The sequence below is a fragment of the Vibrio sp. NFR genome (assembly GCF_027587095.1).
Lineage (GTDB): Bacteria > Pseudomonadota > Gammaproteobacteria > Enterobacterales > Vibrionaceae > Vibrio > Vibrio harveyi.
Map to the genome: position 1 here is coordinate 1 of NZ_JAPPTN010000016.1, position 16,303 is coordinate 16,303.

Below are 16,303 nucleotides of genomic sequence, written 5' to 3' on the forward strand. Positions count from 1 at the left end.
TTACGACCAACGAGTCCCGCTCGTGTGCAGTCCAATTGAGTGCAAGTCCAACCGCTCCGCCACTTATTTAGAAACCCAGCCTCCGGACTGGGTTTTGTCATTTCTAGAGTACGATTCCCTCTTTCTAGAAAACGAGCCCGCAAAAGTTTCAGATAACCTGCAATTTCTTCCGATGTCCCTACCTTAATTACTCTTATTCAGAAAAACACCACACAACGATGTGGTTCGACAGAACAACTTCTGTATTTAGATACTCATTGACTTTTCAACTAGAGCTCAGTGGTTCGTAAATTTGCTTGAGCATTAATGTTTGGACTTAGTCACACTCACATAGAACGTCTTGTCCTCGCTAGTAAAGATCTTGAGGTTTGCAAAAGTGAATCTGATAGATTTTGCTAGCCATCTTTATGCATTCCTGTAGATTTTTCTCAAGTAGAAGCTATTCATTACCACTTTGGCTGTATTTGGTTGATCGAACTATAAAAGGTGCTGGGCTAGGGAATAGAGTATTGTCTAGAGGTCTAGTCGCGAACAAAGTATAAAAAAGGCAGCCAGTTGGCTGCCTAATTCTAATAATTATCGCGGTACTTATTCTTGAGATGCTTTTGCTTCTTGTGGTTCCGATGAAACTTCTGCTTCCATGTTTTTCTCTGCTTGTTTCGCTTTCTCAATCATTGGTGTAATGGTTGAGCCTTGAATCAGGATTGAGAACACAACCACCGAGTAGGTCATCACCATGATGATCTCTTTTACATCAATCAATTTCTCTGGAATAACTAAGATACCCGATGGGATTGATAGTGCCATAGCTAGAGCGAGGCCGCCGCGCAAGCCACCCCAAGTTAAGATCTTAATAGACCAAGGATTATATTTTCTATAGCGCTTAAATCCGATGTAAGAAATGAACACGCTTAGATAGCGAGCAGCCAGTACTAGTGGTACTGAAATTGCCATCATGATCCAGTCTTCTTTGTGGAATTCGAACAACAGCATCGACATACCAATAAGAAGGAATAGCACCCCATTTAGGAACTCATCGACCAATTCCCAAAAGTGGTCTAGATGATCTTCACTCTCTTTAGAGAAGCCAATGAAGCGCGTCCAGTTACCGATCATGATGCCCGATACCACCATCGCAAGTGGTCCAGATACGTGAAGGTATTCTGCAAATGCGTAACCAGCGGTTGGTACACCTATAGTAAGTAGTAGTTCCATTGAGTGGTCATCAGTTGCGCTGATTAGGTAATGGAAAATTAAACCTAGTACGAAGCCGTAAACGATGCCACCAATCGCTTCTTGAATGAATAGCATTGTCACACTACCTACCGTTGGAGCTTCAGTACCGAAGGCGATGGTGAATAGTGTTACGAAAATAACCAGACCAAAGCCGTCGTTAAACAGAGATTCACCTTCGATCTGTGTAGAGATTCGTTTTGGTGCATTAAGCTTTTTAACAATGGCGAGTACTGCAATCGGGTCGGTTGGGGAGATAAGCGCACCGAATAGCAGGCAGTAGACGAGGTCGAATTGAATGCCGATAGCTTGGCAGAAGCCGTAAAGTACAAAACCAATAAAGAAGGTTGAGAAGAGTGTTGCACCTAAAGCGAGTACGGTGATTTCCCATTTTTGGTCTTTGAGGTTAGGGAGTTTTATACCCAAACCACCGGCAAAAAGTAGGAATCCGAGGATACCTTTAAGAAGAAAGTCCTCGAAGTTAATGCTGGTAACCGTTTCGGTCGCTATCTCGGTGAGATGAAACCAATCATTTTGACCTGCGATTAGAATGAGGAGTGAAAGAATCATCGAACCGGCAGTGATTGCGATGGTGGTTTGCATCTTTCCTATCTTACTGTTTACAAAGGCAATAACCATTGCCGCTGCAGATAGAAAACATAAAGTATGATAGACCGACATAGAGCTCTCTATTTGTAACATTTTATGAATGGAATTCTCGGACGATGTTGACTAAATAGCAAACATTTTTTCGAGATTATTTTGTAACTCGACGGAGACAAAATAATCAGTAATTCGTATTTTAGACGTCTAGACTCCTTTAATTTGTGTGATAGGATGGAGAGATAACTAAAGGAATGAGGCTGTACTGTGGGAAGTAATGTAAGACAACAGATTGAAGCTCAATTAAAGCAACGTATCTTGCTGATCGATGGTGGTATGGGCACCATGATTCAGGGATATAAACTTGAAGAGCAAGACTATCGAGGAGAGCGCTTTGCGGATTGGCATTGTGATCTAAAAGGCAACAACGATTTGTTGGTGCTTACTCAGCCTCAATTGATTAAGGAAATTCACAGCGCTTACTTAGAAGCAGGCGCTGATATTCTTGAAACCAACACCTTTAACGCGACGACGATTGCGATGGCTGACTATGAGATGGAAAGCCTGAGTGAGGAAATCAACTTTGCCGCTGCAAAGCTTGCGCGTGAAGCCGCTGATGAGTGGACGGCAAAAACACCAGAGCGCCCACGTTATGTCGCGGGTGTGCTTGGTCCAACAAACCGTACTTGTTCTATCTCCCCTGATGTAAACGATCCGGGCTATCGTAACGTCAGCTTCGATGAGCTTGTTGAAGCTTATTCAGAATCAACTCGAGCGCTGATCAAAGGTGGCTCTGACCTTATTCTGATCGAGACTATCTTCGATACACTTAACGCGAAAGCTTGTGCCTTCGCGGTTGATAGCGTCTTCGAAGAACTAGGCATCGAGTTGCCAGTTATGATCTCCGGTACCATTACCGATGCTTCTGGACGTACGCTTTCTGGCCAAACAACGGAAGCCTTCTATAACTCTCTTCGTCATGTTAACCCTATTTCATTTGGTTTGAACTGTGCGCTTGGTCCTGACGAACTGCGCCCGTACGTAGAAGAGCTTTCTCGTATTTCTGAATCTTCTGTTTCTACTCACCCAAACGCGGGTCTACCGAATGCTTTTGGTGAGTATGACCTTTCGCCAGAAGATATGGCGGAACACGTTAAAGAGTGGGCGGAGAGCGGTTTCCTCAACCTAATTGGTGGTTGTTGTGGTACCACGCCAGAGCATATTCGCCATATGGCAATGGCAGTTGAAGGTGTGAAACCTCGTGATTTGCCTGAGCTTACGGTTGCGTGTCGTTTATCCGGTCTTGAGCCTCTTACTATTGAAAAAGAGACGCTGTTTATCAACGTGGGTGAACGTACTAACGTAACTGGTTCTGCTCGATTTAAACGTCTGATCAAAGAAGAACTCTATGATGAAGCGTTAGAGGTCGCCCGACAACAAGTTGAGAACGGCGCTCAGATCATCGACATCAACATGGATGAAGGCATGTTGGATGCAGAAGCCTGTATGGTTCGCTTCCTAAACCTATGCGCATCTGAGCCTGAGATCTCCAAAGTGCCTATCATGGTCGACTCTTCTAAATGGGAGGTTATCGAGGCGGGTCTGAAGTGTATTCAGGGCAAGGGCATCGTAAACTCCATCTCTTTGAAAGAAGGTAAAGAGAAGTTTGTTGAGCAAGCAAAACTGATTCGTCGATACGGTGCCGCAGTTATCGTTATGGCGTTTGACGAAGTTGGTCAGGCAGAAACACGTGAACGTAAGCTAGAAATCTGTACTAACGCTTACCGTATCTTGGTTGATGAAGTCGGCTTCCCACCAGAAGACATCATCTTTGACCCGAACATCTTTGCAGTTGCGACGGGTATCGAAGAGCACAACAACTACGCCGTGGATTTCATCGAAGCGGTTGCAGACATCAAGCGCGACTTACCTCACGCGATGATCTCTGGTGGTGTGTCTAACGTTTCCTTCTCATTCCGCGGTAATAACTACGTTCGTGAAGCGATTCATGCGGTGTTCCTATACCACTGTTTTAAAAACGGTATGGACATGGGCATCGTGAACGCGGGTCAGTTAGAAATTTACGATAACGTTCCTGATAAGTTACGTGAAGCAGTAGAAGATGTGGTTCTTAACCGCCGTGATGATTCGACCGAGCGACTACTTGATATCGCGGCAGAATACGCCGGCAAGGGGGTCGGCAAAGAAGAAGATGCTTCTGCACTAGAGTGGCGTACCTGGGCGGTAGAAAAACGTCTAGAGCATGCGCTGGTTAAAGGTATTACTGAGTTTATCATCGAAGATACCGAAGAAGCTCGCCTCAATGCCTCTAAGCCACTTGAAGTCATTGAAGGTCCATTGATGGATGGCATGAACGTGGTGGGTGACTTATTTGGTGAAGGTAAGATGTTCCTTCCTCAGGTAGTGAAATCAGCGCGTGTTATGAAGCAGGCAGTAGCGCACTTAGAACCTTTCATCAATAAAGAGAAGCAAGCGGGCTCTTCCAACGGTAAGATCTTACTGGCTACGGTAAAAGGTGACGTGCACGATATCGGTAAAAACATTGTTGGCGTGGTTCTGCAATGTAACAACTACGAGATCATCGATCTTGGCGTAATGGTGCCATGTGAGAAGATCCTCAAGGTAGCCAAAGAAGAAAACGTCGACATCATTGGTCTTTCTGGTTTGATTACTCCGTCCCTCGATGAAATGGTGCATGTAGCCAAAGAAATGGAGCGTCTTGACTTTGATCTTCCGCTTCTGATTGGTGGTGCGACAACATCCAAAGCGCATACGGCGGTAAAGATTGAGCAAAACTACAAACATCCAGTGGTTTACGTCAATAACGCTTCTCGTGCGGTTGGTGTATGTACATCATTACTTTCAGACGAACTTCGTCCTGGCTTTGTTGAGAAACTTGACGTGGATTATGAACGCGTACGTGATCAGCATAACCGTAAGAAGCCGCGCACCAAGCCTGTTACTTTAGAAGAAGCGAGAGCGAACAAAGTCGCGATTGATTGGGATAAGTACACGCCTCCTGCTCCTGTGAAACCGGGCATCCATATCTTTGATGACTTTGACGTGTCTACTTTGCGTAAGTATATCGACTGGACGCCTTTCTTTATGACTTGGTCATTAGTCGGTAAGTACCCAACAATCTTTGACCATGAAGAAGTGGGCGAAGAGGCGCAGCGCCTGTACAAAGATGCTAACGAACTATTAGATCGTGTTGAGCGTGAAGGGTTACTCAAAGCGCGCGGTATGTGTGGGCTGTTCCCTGCTGCAAGCGTGGGTGATGATATCGAAGTCTACACCGATGAATCGCGTACTGAAGTGGCGAAAGTGCTGCATAACTTACGCCAGCAGACGGAGAAACCAAAAGGCTTCAACTACTGTCTGTCTGATTATGTTGCACCGAAAGAGTCTGGTAAGCGCGATTGGGTTGGTGCTTTTGCAGTAACTGGGGGTATCGGTGAGCGTGAACTTGCCGACGAATACAAAGCGCAGGGTGATGATTACAATGCTATCATGATTCAAGCGGTAGCGGACCGTCTGGCGGAAGCATTTGCTGAGTATCTACATGAGCGTGTGCGTAAAGAGATTTGGGGTTACGCTGCGGATGAAGCTCTGTCGAATGAAGACCTGATTCGTGAGAAATACCAAGGTATTCGTCCTGCTCCTGGCTACCCAGCATGTCCAGAGCATACTGAGAAAGGACCGCTTTGGGAGCTTATGAATGTTGAAGAAAACATTGGAATGTCACTGACATCGAGCTATGCGATGTACCCAGGTGCATCCGTTTCGGGTTGGTACTTCTCGCACCCTGACTCTCGTTACTTTGCGATCGCTCAGATCCAAGAGGATCAGTTGCAAAGCTATGCTGATCGCAAAGGCTGGGATAGGATCGAAGCGGAGAAATGGTTAGGTCCGAACATTAACGGTTAACCAAACCATATAGAAACTAAAAGGGCTGGCATGTGCAGCCCTTTCTTATTAGTGGATGAAAGAGTTTTTATTGCTCGAACAATTCAGTATGCAGTTTTTGAATCGCTTGGCGAGATACCGACTCGTGAACAAGGAAGCACAGGTTATGTGGACTTGCTCCGTAACAGATCATACGTAGGTTGAAGTCTTCTAGCGTGCCAAATACTTGCTTCGCGTAGCCTTTGCTTTCACTCATGTTGTTACCAATCAGAGCGACGAGACATAGGTCGTGTTCTACTTCTACTTTACATAGCTCTTCAAGCTCTTCACGCGCGGCTTGTGGTAACTGAGGAGCACCGCCAGACGTGTCTGTTTGGTCAAGAGTGAGTGACACACTGATTTCAGATGTGGTGATCAGATCTACAGAGATTTTGTGCTTCGCTAGGATCTCAAATACTTTGGCTAAGAAGCCGTATGCGTGGAACATGTTAGCACTGCGTAATGTCACCATGGTTTGGTTGCAGCGCAGAGCAAGTGCTCGGAATAAAGGTGAGCTCTCTACTTGGTGGCGGATCCATGTACCACCTTTTTCCGGTTCTTTAGACGAGCCTACGAATACAGGGATGTCGTGACGAAGTGCCGGAACTAGCGTTGAAGGGTGTAGAATTTTTGCGCCGAAGTTTGCCATCTCTGATGCTTCGCTAAAGCTGATCTCTGGGATTGGCGCTGCTTTTGAGGCGATACGTGGGTCTGTGGTATAGATACCCGGTACGTCGGTCCAAATCTCTAGACCTGCTGCTTTCACACCTTCTGCAATGAGTGCTGCACTGTAGTCACTGCCGCCACGGCCAAGAGTGGTTGTGTTGCCTTCTTCATCTGAGCCAATAAAACCTTGGGTGATCACCACGTATTCTTGGCAAAGTGGGACTAACTTTTCTTGTGCTAGTTGTGAAATGGTCTCGACATTAGGTTCAGCTCGACCAAAGTTTCCATCGGTTTTTAACACGTCGCGAATATCAAAACGAACTGCGTTCACACCACGCTCACGCATTAGTTGTGCAAGGATATGAGTCGACATTAATTCACCACAAGCGACTAAATGGTCTGTCAGTTTGGTGCTTGCTTGGATTGAAGCAGCCTCTGCCAAGCTCGTGACGGTATCAAGAATCGAATAAACCTCAGCTGCTGCTTCGGTTGCGTTTTCTAGCTGCGACAGAATCGATTCGTGGATGCCTGCTAGTTTCTGAAGTACTTCTGCTCGATGTTCTTGGTCTTGAACACCATTTGCCAGCTCAACCAATAAGTTAGTGACACCTGAGCAAGCGCTGCTGACGACAAGACGAGTATTTGGGTTGTTTTCTATGATAGTGGAGCAACGACTCATTGCCTCAAAGTTGGCAACACTGGTTCCACCGAATTTTGCTACGTTAAATGCGCTCACTGCGTTCTCCCACGACTTCCTGAAAAAATAACAACAATTAATTGGTTGCCCAATACATCCAATGTTTGGTGAGGAAAGGAACAGAGCAAATAGAGAGGTAGTTAGAATGTAATTTGAAGATTTACCCTCAGAAGCTCTTCATCATACGGCGCTGATGACAGTTGATGGGACTCAACCCAAGTCAACCGACAAGTCAAATCCTGCAACTTTGACTTACCTCGGCACTGCTCCCCCTGAGTGATTGGTATTGGAATTGCGGCTCCACAAATCACCTGCCTGGGCAGTGCTCCTCTTCTGCATAAAGCTTAAACATTGAACGGTTTTGCTGTCACATTGTCAACCAATATCTCAACCATTATGAAAGTTTTTATTAACGAATTTGTGACAGTGGTTTGACCTCTAGACTTAGGGCTAATTGCCGATAGAGGAAAAATCTATTAGGGTGAAAACTTTGATACCTGAGCCAACCTTTTGAATAGAACTTTTATAACGCTCAGGATGAATGACTGCAATCAAGGAGCTGACATGCCGATCCAAAGCTTTATTCCCCCACATCGTATTTTAATGGGACCTGGTCCATCTGATATTTCACCTCAGGTTTTACAAGCGCTTAGCCGTCCAACAGTTGGTCACCTAGACCCACTTTTCATTGCTATGATGGATGAACTAAAACAACTGCTTAAATACGCTTTCCAAACAGAAAATGAATTTACCATCGCCGTCTCTGCGCCAGGCAGTGCTGGCATGGAAACGTGCTTTGTTAACCTGATTGAAAAGGGCGACAAAGTCATCGTCTGCCGCAATGGTGTTTTCGGTGAGCGTATGCGTGAAAACGTGGTTCGTGCTGGTGGTGAAGCGGTTGTCGTCGATGATGAGTGGGGAACGCCTGTATCGGTCGATAAAGTTGAAGAAGCATTAAAGCTGCACCCTGATGCGAAGATTCTTGCTTTTGTTCATGCAGAAACGTCGACGGGCGCGGTGAGTGACGCTCAAGTCTTGGGTAAGCTTGCGAAGCAATACGGTCTGCTATCGATTGTCGATGCCGTGACTTCGCTTGGTGGTGTACCTCTCAAAGTCGATGAATGGCAGTTAGATGCTGTGTATTCTGGCAGCCAAAAATGTTTGTCTTGTGTTCCCGGCTTATCGCCAGTGACTCTTTCTCCGGCTGCTATTGAGAAGATTCAATCCAGGACGACACCGGTTCAAAGCTGGTTCTTGGATCAAAGCTTAGTATTAGGTTACTGGAGTGGAGAAGGCAAACGCAGCTATCACCACACTGCACCGGTGAACAGTTTGTATGCGCTACATGAAGCTCTACTTATCCTTAAAAATGAAGGCTTAGAAAATGCATGGGCGCGTCACCAGTTAATGCATGAGAAGCTTAAAGCGGGTCTGCAAAAACTAGGTTTTGAATTCGTGGTAGAAGAAGAATATCGACTACCGCAATTGAATGCGATTTATGTCCCTGAAGGAATTGATGAAGCAAAAGTGCGCAATCACTTACTTGAAACCTACAACCTAGAGATTGGTGCAGGTCTTGGTGCACTTGCTGGTAAAGCATGGCGAATTGGACTGATGGGCTATGGTGCTCGACCTGAAAATGTTGCTTTGTGTTTGCGAGCTTTAGAAGAGTCACTGACTGAATAAATCGCCTCGGTAATGAGGTAAAGAAAAGCGAAGGTTATTCCTTCGCTTTTTTGTATTTATTGCTCAGCGCTGGACGTTGGTGTTGGTGAGGCTGAGATAGCTTGAGAAGGTGGCTGATAGTTGACGCCACTGAAATCAATTTTAGGGAACAAGAACTGTGCCTCTGCACGAATTTGTTCTGCCTTGCTTGTGTCATCCAACCCTTGATATGCCAGTATCAAGTTGTTGTAAAACGCTGGGCGTGGTTTGTCTTTAATGATTTCCAGAGACCAATCAATGTAAGGCTGAATCAAGGTTGGATCTTGTTTATATAAGCCGATGTTTAAGAAAGTACTGTATACATCCCAATCGAAACGATCTTTCCAAACCACAGGATTTGTCACCTGATTCAAGGTGTCCGGGTTGGTCGGGCGCGTTGTTTCAAACTTGGTTAAGACATAGTTGGTGTGCAATGCGCTAACCATATAGAAAGTAAATACTGCTGGAATGACGAGGCTACATACTCGCAATAAACTTTTGGTTACTTTGCTAAACGGTGCTTGGCGGTAACGAGAAACTCGTTGGTCGACCCAATAAAGCAGAATCACAAAGATCAGCCAATGCACCAATGAATGATAGAAGGGATATTCTAATTGCGAGTGCAGCACGATTGGAATAAACAGTGCCAGCAGTGCTAAGCGAGTACCGCGTTTGGCTTGGTAGATGCGATATAGCACTAACGCCATTGCCAAAAAGATCCCCAGAATTGGCAACAATCCGCCTTCTACTGCCCAGTACAACAATTCATTGTGCGGGTGGTCCATCGATGGCAAGCCCGCAGGATAGCTTTCATTGAGTGCATGCTGACGCGCTGTGTATAGCATGTATTCTGACTCAAACTTGCCGTAACCGTACCCAGTGAATGGCTTCTCAATCACCATGTCCAATGTTTGTGGGAAGGTGTAAGCACGTGGTGACTCCATATTCACCTTTTCACTGGCAAGACCGTTTCCATCTGGGAAGGCAATATTCATCACCACAATCGACAGCGCGAGACCTGTTGCCATCGCCATCACCCATCGAACAAAACGTGCACGCGTTGCAAAGCGATACATGTATGGAATCACCAGCAAAATAGCAATGATGGATGCTAGCCAACCAGTTCGAGAGGCAAGGGCAACGATAAGAGGCAGTGTCAGTACAGGTACGGCGTACAACAGGTAAATATCGCTGAGTTTACGAGAATATTTGTAAGGCTGTCTGGCGAGTAGATAGCTGGCAATCACTAAACCAGTTGCAAGGAAGCTCGCCATGACATTTGGTTGCTGGAAGATGCCATAAGGGCGGTTAGCTATCGTGTCGTATCCAAATACGTTTCCTGGTTTAAGGTAAAGATATTGCGTTAAACCGAAAATCGCTTCGATAACAACGGCAAGGACAATAAACCACAACAAGCGCTGGCGATGCTTGTTACTGAAGTGGAACTGCTGCAGTACAACGAAGAACAACATGCCGCACCACAGACCAATCAGCTTATTTGCTGCAAGCGCACTATCCGCATTGGGGTAGAAGATTGGCAGCGTCATGATGATACAGCTGATCAGCAGACCAATTGTTAATTTGGAGTAGCGTAATACACGATTGGTCGCAAGTTGGTAGCAGCCAATACCAAGTGCAAAGCTGAACGCAATCCACGTGGTCGCATTAAAAGACAGTGCTAGTCCAGAGCCACCCGGATTAGGCATGAAGAAGTGCATCGCCAGCAGAAAGAGTGCTGCTAACGCGATGAGAAACTTGCGGTTAAGAGGAACTTGGACTTTCCCTGGAGAAAGCTTAGTTCCACTGACGTGTATAGTTGCCATAGTTATTGTGTTGTTTTGAATGAAAAAAGACCAGCATTGGCTGGTCTTTGTACTTTACCTGTTTTTTCTACTTCAACATAGGCTTAAGGAAGCGAGCTGTGTGCGAACCTTCGATCTGAGACACATCTTCAGGCGTTCCTTGTGCGATGATCTCACCGCCGCCTTGTCCACCTTCAGGACCTAAGTCAATAATCCAGTCTGCCGTCTTAATTACATCGAGGTTGTGCTCAATGACGACAACGGTATTTCCGTGGTCGCGCAGACGGTGCAGTACAGTTAGTAGCTGCTGGATATCGTGGAAGTGCAGACCGGTTGTCGGCTCATCCAAAATGTATAAGGTTTTGCCTGTATCACGCTTAGACAGCTCTCTAGCCAGTTTTACACGCTGAGCTTCGCCACCTGACAGCGTAGTTGCTGCTTGACCTAAGCGAATGTAAGACAAGCCTACATCCATCAGAGTTTGCAGCTTGCGAGCAATTGCTGGAACTGGATCGAAGAAAGTACGCGCATCTTCTACCGTCATTTCCAGTACTTCATCAATGGTTTTGCCTTTGTAACGTACTTCAAGTGTTTCGCGGTTGTAGCGTTTACCTTTACACACATCGCAAGGAACGTAAACGTCAGGTAAGAAGTGCATTTCCACTTTGATTACGCCGTCGCCCTGACAGGCTTCACAGCGACCACCGCGAACGTTAAAGCTAAAGCGCCCCGGTTTGTAACCGCGAGAGCGCGACTCTTGCGTGCCTGCAAACAGTTCACGAATCGGAGTAAAGATTCCAGTGTAAGTGGCCGGGTTTGAACGTGGTGTACGACCGATAGGACTTTGGTCAATGTCGATAACTTTATCGAAGTGCTCTAAACCTTTGATCGCTTTGTATGGTGAAGGGTGCGCCGTTGTTGCACCGTTTAATTGAGTATGGGCAATCTTAAAGAAGGTATCGTTGATCAGAGTCGACTTACCTGAACCGGATACACCGGTGATACAACTGAACAAGCCAACAGGAACGGAAAGATCGACATTCTTTAAGTTGTTACCTGTCGCGCCAAGTAGTTCAACGGTTTTCTTTGGATCGCGTGGCGTACGCTCTTTTGGTACCGCAATCTCTTTCGCGCCACTGAGGTACTGACCAGTCAGTGAGTTCGGATTGGCGATAATCTCGTCCATCGTACCTTCAGCGACCACGTTACCACCGTGTACACCTGCGCCTGGACCGATATCGATCACGTGATCAGCGCAACGAATCGCATCTTCATCGTGCTCAACCACTAATACTGTGTTACCCAAATCTCTTAAGTGGGTTAGGGTTTTCAATAGGCGTTCGTTATCACGCTGGTGGAGACCAATCGATGGCTCATCTAGAACATACATGACGCCCACTAAACCAGCACCAATTTGGCTTGCTAAACGAATACGTTGAGCTTCACCACCCGATAGGGTTTCCGCGCTGCGCGATAAGTTGAGGTAGTTCAAACCCACGTTAACTAAGAACTGCAAGCGGTCGTTGATTTCCTTCATCACTTTTTCAGCGATTTGGGCGCGTTGACCTTCTAGTTGCAATGAGTGGAAGAATTCCAATGCGTCGGCGATGCTGAGCTCAACGATCTCTGGTAGTGTCGTATCAGCAATAAAAACGTTACGAGCTTCTAGGCGCAGACGTGTACCGCCACAGCTTGAGCAAGACTTGGTCGAGATGTATTTTGCGAGCTCTTCACGTACTGAGTTAGATTCAGTATCGCGGTAACGGCGTTCAAGTGTATTCAGAATCCCTTCAAAAGGATGACGCTTAACACGAATGTCACCACGATCGTTAATGTACTTAAACTCGACTTCAGTACGCCCCGATCCTTTAAGAATGATGTCTTGGGTTTTCTTTGGTAGAGAGTTAAATGGTGCGTGAAGATCGAAACCGTAGTGATCCGCCAGCGCTGTCAACATCTGGAAGTAATAGTAGTTCTTTTGATCCCAACCTCGAATCGCACCTTGTGCCAAACTCAGCGTTTCATCTTGAATGACTCGGCTTGGATCAAAGTATTGCTGCACGCCTAAACCATCACAAGTGCCACACGCGCCTGCAGGGTTGTTGAACGAGAACAAGCGAGGCTCAAGTTCTTGCATGCTGTAGCCACAAATTGGACAAGCAAAGTTGGCTGAGAAGATCACTTCTTCGCCTTCGCCGTCCATTGGTGCCACAACCGCAATACCACCAGAAAGCTCTAGCGTGGTTTCGAAGGATTCAGCTAAACGTTGCTGCAAATCTGGGCGAACTTTAAAGCGGTCCACAACTACTTCAATAGTGTGTTTCTTGTGTAGTTCTAGCGGCGGTGGATCAGAAAGATCGCAAGTTTCACCATCGATACGTGCGCGGATGAAACCTTGAGCTGCTAGGTTCTCCAGTGTCTTAACGTGCTCACCTTTACGCTCTTTCACGATAGGAGCAAGTAGCATCATTTTGCTGCCTTCTGGCAACTCTAAGACTTTATCGACCATTTGGCTGATGGTTTGTGCTGCTAGGGGCGTATGGTGTGTTGGACAACGAGGTTCACCAACGCGTGCGTAAAGTAGACGCAGGTAGTCGTACACCTCAGTAATAGTACCAACAGTAGAGCGTGGGTTATGTGATGTTGATTTCTGCTCAATCGAGATTGCAGGAGACAAACCTTCTATGTGGTCAACATCTGGTTTTTCCATAAGAGACAAAAACTGGCGTGCGTAAGCTGATAAGGATTCGACGTAACGTCTTTGACCTTCAGCATACAAAGTATCGAATGCGAGAGAGGATTTACCAGAACCACTCAAACCAGTAATGACAATCAGTTTATCGCGGGGGATAGTGAGGTTGATGTCTTTGAGGTTATGGGTGCGGGCACCACGAACTTCTATTTTATCCATCGTTTTTGCTCTATGTATAACCAAGTGACGCAAGTATTACATAGTGTGAGAAATGTGCAAAGAAAATACTGGACAAAAAAACAGTAAAAGAAAGCCCAGCATTAAGCTGGGCTTTAGAATCAGTAAGTTTGAGTTATTTACACTTCTTTCTTCGTTGCGTGTTTACCTAGCTCAGACTTTTTTTCGTCTTTTAGGTATAGGTTTTCGAAGCAGTAGTTTGTGGCTTCGATGTAACCTTCTACGCTACCACAGTCGAAACGTTGACCTTTAAATTTGTACGCCAATACACAACCTGCTTTTGCTTGCTTAAGCAGTGCGTCAGTAATTTGGATTTCGCCGCCTTTACCCGGTTCCGTGTTTTCGATCAGTTCGAAAATGTCTGGAGTTAGGATGTAACGACCGATGATCGCTAGATTACTTGGCGCAGTACCTTGTTCTGGTTTCTCAACCATGTCGTCTACGCGGTAGATGTCATCTTTAATCATCTCACCAGAGATTACGCCGTATTTATGAGTTTCTTCTTCTGGTACTTCCTGAACAGCAACGATTGAACAACGAAACTGTTTGAATAGCGCCACCATTTGAGCCAACACGCCTTCCTGCTCGTTCACACAAAGGTCATCGGCAAGTACTACTGCAAATGGTTCATCACCGACCAATTCGCGACCGGTAAGGATTGCGTGACCTAGACCTTTCATCTCACGCTGGCGGATGTAAGTGAAGTTTGCAGAGTCAATGATTTCACGGATATCAACCAATAGTTCTTCTTTGTTTGTTCCGCTGATTTGGTGTTCCAGTTCGTAGTTTTTATCGAAGTGGTCCATGATTGAGTGCTTACCACGACCTGTTACGATGCACATGCCATTCATGCCAGCTTGGATGGCTTCTTCTACACCGTACTCAATCAGTGGCTTGTTCACTACAGGCATCATTTCTTTAGGCATAGACTTAGTCGCTGGGAGGAAGCGCGTACCATAGCCAGCTGCAGGGAACAGACATTTTTTAATCATTGGGGGAATATCCTTTCTCATTTTTTAATCAAGAATCTGGGCATCACTTTAACACGAGAGATGCATATGAATCATGAATTAAGTAGGAAAAAGTACGTCAATTTGAGCCTAAATAAGCATGAGCCATCACTGTATGAGCGAAATTGTGTTGTTCATCTGATTTATGACAACAGGTTTTGGTCTGCCCAAGCGATAGCTTGAACGCGATTCTTTACGGAGAGCTTTTTGAATATCTGATAAAGGTGAGATTTAATGGTGAATTCACTGACGAACAATTCTTCTGCCATTTGATTGTTAGATGCTCCTGCTTGAAGACAACGTAAAACTTGCAACTCACGGATGGTTAAGTCCACGGTTGCTGGGGCGGTGTGCGTGCTGAGGACATTGCGATAATAGTGAAGCAATTGACTAGTGACATTTCTTGGCAACCAGTTCTGACCATTCACGATTTCTCTCAAGCCTTCACCTACCTGCTCTAGAGAGTCTTCCTGATAAAATACGCCTTTTAGTTGCCCAAAAGACAACAACTCATCGGTGGTTAAGCGTTTAGGAACATTGAATATGACCGTTTCAAAATTCTTCCAAATTAAAGGCAAGTTTTTGATCGATTGTACGAGTGTTTTATGTTCACTAAAGTCAATCAACAGGATTTTATTGCGATGCTTTGGATTGGCTTCCATCAGTGCTTGTGTGGAGATGACAGGGATATCAATATCAGTGTATTTCACGAGTGCTTCGACTTTTTTCTCTGCGTCGTCTTCCATACTGATCAAAAACAATTTTCTCGCATAAGCTGATTTTTTCACGCGCCCTAATCTCCTTGAGTGAAGTTCCATGAGGTCAAAAACGCAAATACGGTGTCATCAATCACAATTTGGAGCCATAGCGTTAGAGAGGAAATGCGTTGAGATTCAAAGGTTCGCGAAACGATATCTGCAAAACGAATCAAAAATGCTACGCCTAGAGGTTGGAGTGAGATTTTGATTCCACAATTTCTAATCTCAGAACACAATGGGATTAGGCTTTAATCAAAACACCAAAGCGTGTATTCTTATGCGCTAAAATTTTATATATAGATCCAGAGTGAAACGGAGCACATCATGGCCAGCCGTGGAATTAACAAAGTTATTTTGGTGGGGAATCTAGGTAACGACCCTGAAATTCGTTACATGCCTAATGGCGGTGCAGTAGCAAACATCACGATTGCAACTTCTGAGTCATGGCGTGATAAAGCGACTGGCGAACAGCGCGAAAAAACAGAATGGCACCGTGTTGTGTTATTCGGCAAGCTTGCTGAAGTAGCGGGTGAGTACCTACGTAAAGGTTCTCAAGTTTACGTTGAAGGTCAACTTCAAACTCGTAAATGGCAAGACCAAAGTGGTCAAGATCGCTACTCAACAGAAGTGGTTGTTCAAGGCTTCAATGGCGTAATGCAAATGCTTGGCGGTCGTGCTCAAGGTGGCGCTCCAATGGGTGGCGGTCAACAACAGCAGCAACAAGGCGGCTGGGGTCAACCTCAACAACCGGCTCAACAGCAGCAATACAACGCTCCTCAGCAACAGCAACAACAGGCTCCGCAGCAACAACAGCCGCAATATAACGAGCCGCCAATGGATTTTGACGACGATATCCCGTTCTAAAATCTAATTGATATTGAATTTAAAAGGCCGCGAATTTCGCGGCTTTTTTATTCCCGTTATGTTCTGTCATT

At 45.6% G+C, this 16,303-nt stretch carries 9 protein-coding genes and 1 riboswitch; of the genes, 3 read left to right on the top strand and 6 right to left on the bottom strand.

The window, feature by feature from the left end; all coding sequences use genetic code 11:
* Window positions 1-588 precede the first annotated feature (588 nt).
* Entirely contained in the window at window positions 589-1,914 is a 1,326-nt protein-coding gene (locus OH463_RS22685) for a cation:proton antiporter (RefSeq protein WP_009698830.1), read from the bottom strand.
* A 189-nt stretch (window positions 1,915-2,103) separates the two neighbouring features.
* Here OH463_RS22685 and metH point away from each other — a divergent pair, with 189 nt between their 5' ends.
* A complete protein-coding gene (metH, locus tag OH463_RS22690) occupies window positions 2,104-5,784 on the top strand; it encodes a methionine synthase (protein WP_269992744.1) in 3,681 nt (1,226 codons plus the stop codon).
* A gap of 67 nt (window positions 5,785-5,851) precedes the next feature.
* On the opposite strand, the gene lysC is transcribed toward metH, so the two are convergent.
* Window positions 5,852-7,204, bottom strand: coding sequence for a lysine-sensitive aspartokinase 3 (gene lysC, locus OH463_RS22695; protein ID WP_005444309.1), 1,353 nt, complete (start codon window positions 7,202-7,204; stop codon window positions 5,852-5,854).
* Window positions 7,205-7,327: 123 nt separating this feature from the next.
* A riboswitch (Lysine riboswitch) is annotated at window positions 7,328-7,506 on the bottom strand.
* A gap of 223 nt (window positions 7,507-7,729) precedes the next feature.
* Here lysC and OH463_RS22700 point away from each other — a divergent pair.
* Window positions 7,730-8,851 (top strand): pyridoxal-phosphate-dependent aminotransferase family protein, encoded by a 1,122-nt coding sequence (locus tag OH463_RS22700; RefSeq protein WP_061065408.1) that lies wholly within the window; start codon window positions 7,730-7,732, stop codon window positions 8,849-8,851.
* A 56-nt stretch (window positions 8,852-8,907) separates the two neighbouring features.
* Here OH463_RS22700 and OH463_RS22705 read toward each other — a convergent pair whose 3' ends face one another.
* From OH463_RS22705 to OH463_RS22720, 4 genes are all read right to left on the bottom strand, one after another.
* On the bottom strand, window positions 8,908-10,692 hold the full coding sequence (locus OH463_RS22705) for a PglL family O-oligosaccharyltransferase (protein ID WP_269992745.1): 1,785 nt from the start codon (window positions 10,690-10,692) through the stop codon (window positions 8,908-8,910).
* A gap of 67 nt (window positions 10,693-10,759) precedes the next feature.
* Complete coding sequence (uvrA, locus tag OH463_RS22710; protein ID WP_009698825.1) at window positions 10,760-13,582, bottom strand: excinuclease ABC subunit UvrA; 2,823 nt, start codon at window positions 13,580-13,582, stop codon at window positions 10,760-10,762.
* A gap of 137 nt (window positions 13,583-13,719) precedes the next feature.
* On the bottom strand, window positions 13,720-14,592 hold the full coding sequence (gene galU / locus OH463_RS22715) for a UTP--glucose-1-phosphate uridylyltransferase GalU (RefSeq protein ID WP_005444317.1): 873 nt from the start codon (window positions 14,590-14,592) through the stop codon (window positions 13,720-13,722).
* 161 nt (window positions 14,593-14,753) lie between these two features.
* On the bottom strand, window positions 14,754-15,398 hold the full coding sequence (locus OH463_RS22720) for a LuxR C-terminal-related transcriptional regulator (protein ID WP_009698824.1): 645 nt from the start codon (window positions 15,396-15,398) through the stop codon (window positions 14,754-14,756).
* Between the two features lie 294 nt (window positions 15,399-15,692).
* On the opposite strand from OH463_RS22720, the gene OH463_RS22725 reads away from it, so the two are divergent.
* Window positions 15,693-16,232 carry a single-stranded DNA-binding protein gene (locus OH463_RS22725; protein WP_005444320.1) on the top strand — a complete coding sequence of 180 codons (540 nt, stop codon included), beginning with the start codon at window positions 15,693-15,695 and terminating at the stop codon, window positions 16,230-16,232.
* The last annotated feature ends 71 nt before the right edge of the window (window positions 16,233-16,303 follow it).

What these genes read in the sequence shown, in the direction of transcription:
- OH463_RS22685 (WP_009698830.1), bottom strand. Translation starts at nt 1,914, where the DNA reads ATGTCGGTCTATCATACTTTATGTTTTCTATCTGCAGCGGCAATGGTT.
- OH463_RS22700 (WP_061065408.1), top strand. Translation starts at nt 7,730, where the DNA reads ATGCCGATCCAAAGCTTTATTCCCCCACATCGTATTTTAATGGGACCT.
- OH463_RS22705 (WP_269992745.1), bottom strand. Translation starts at nt 10,692, where the DNA reads ATGGCAACTATACACGTCAGTGGAACTAAGCTTTCTCCAGGGAAAGTC.
- uvrA (WP_009698825.1), bottom strand. Translation starts at nt 13,582, where the DNA reads ATGGATAAAATAGAAGTTCGTGGTGCCCGCACCCATAACCTCAAAGAC.
- galU (WP_005444317.1), bottom strand. Translation starts at nt 14,592, where the DNA reads ATGATTAAAAAATGTCTGTTCCCTGCAGCTGGCTATGGTACGCGCTTC.
- OH463_RS22725 (WP_005444320.1), top strand. Translation starts at nt 15,693, where the DNA reads ATGGCCAGCCGTGGAATTAACAAAGTTATTTTGGTGGGGAATCTAGGT.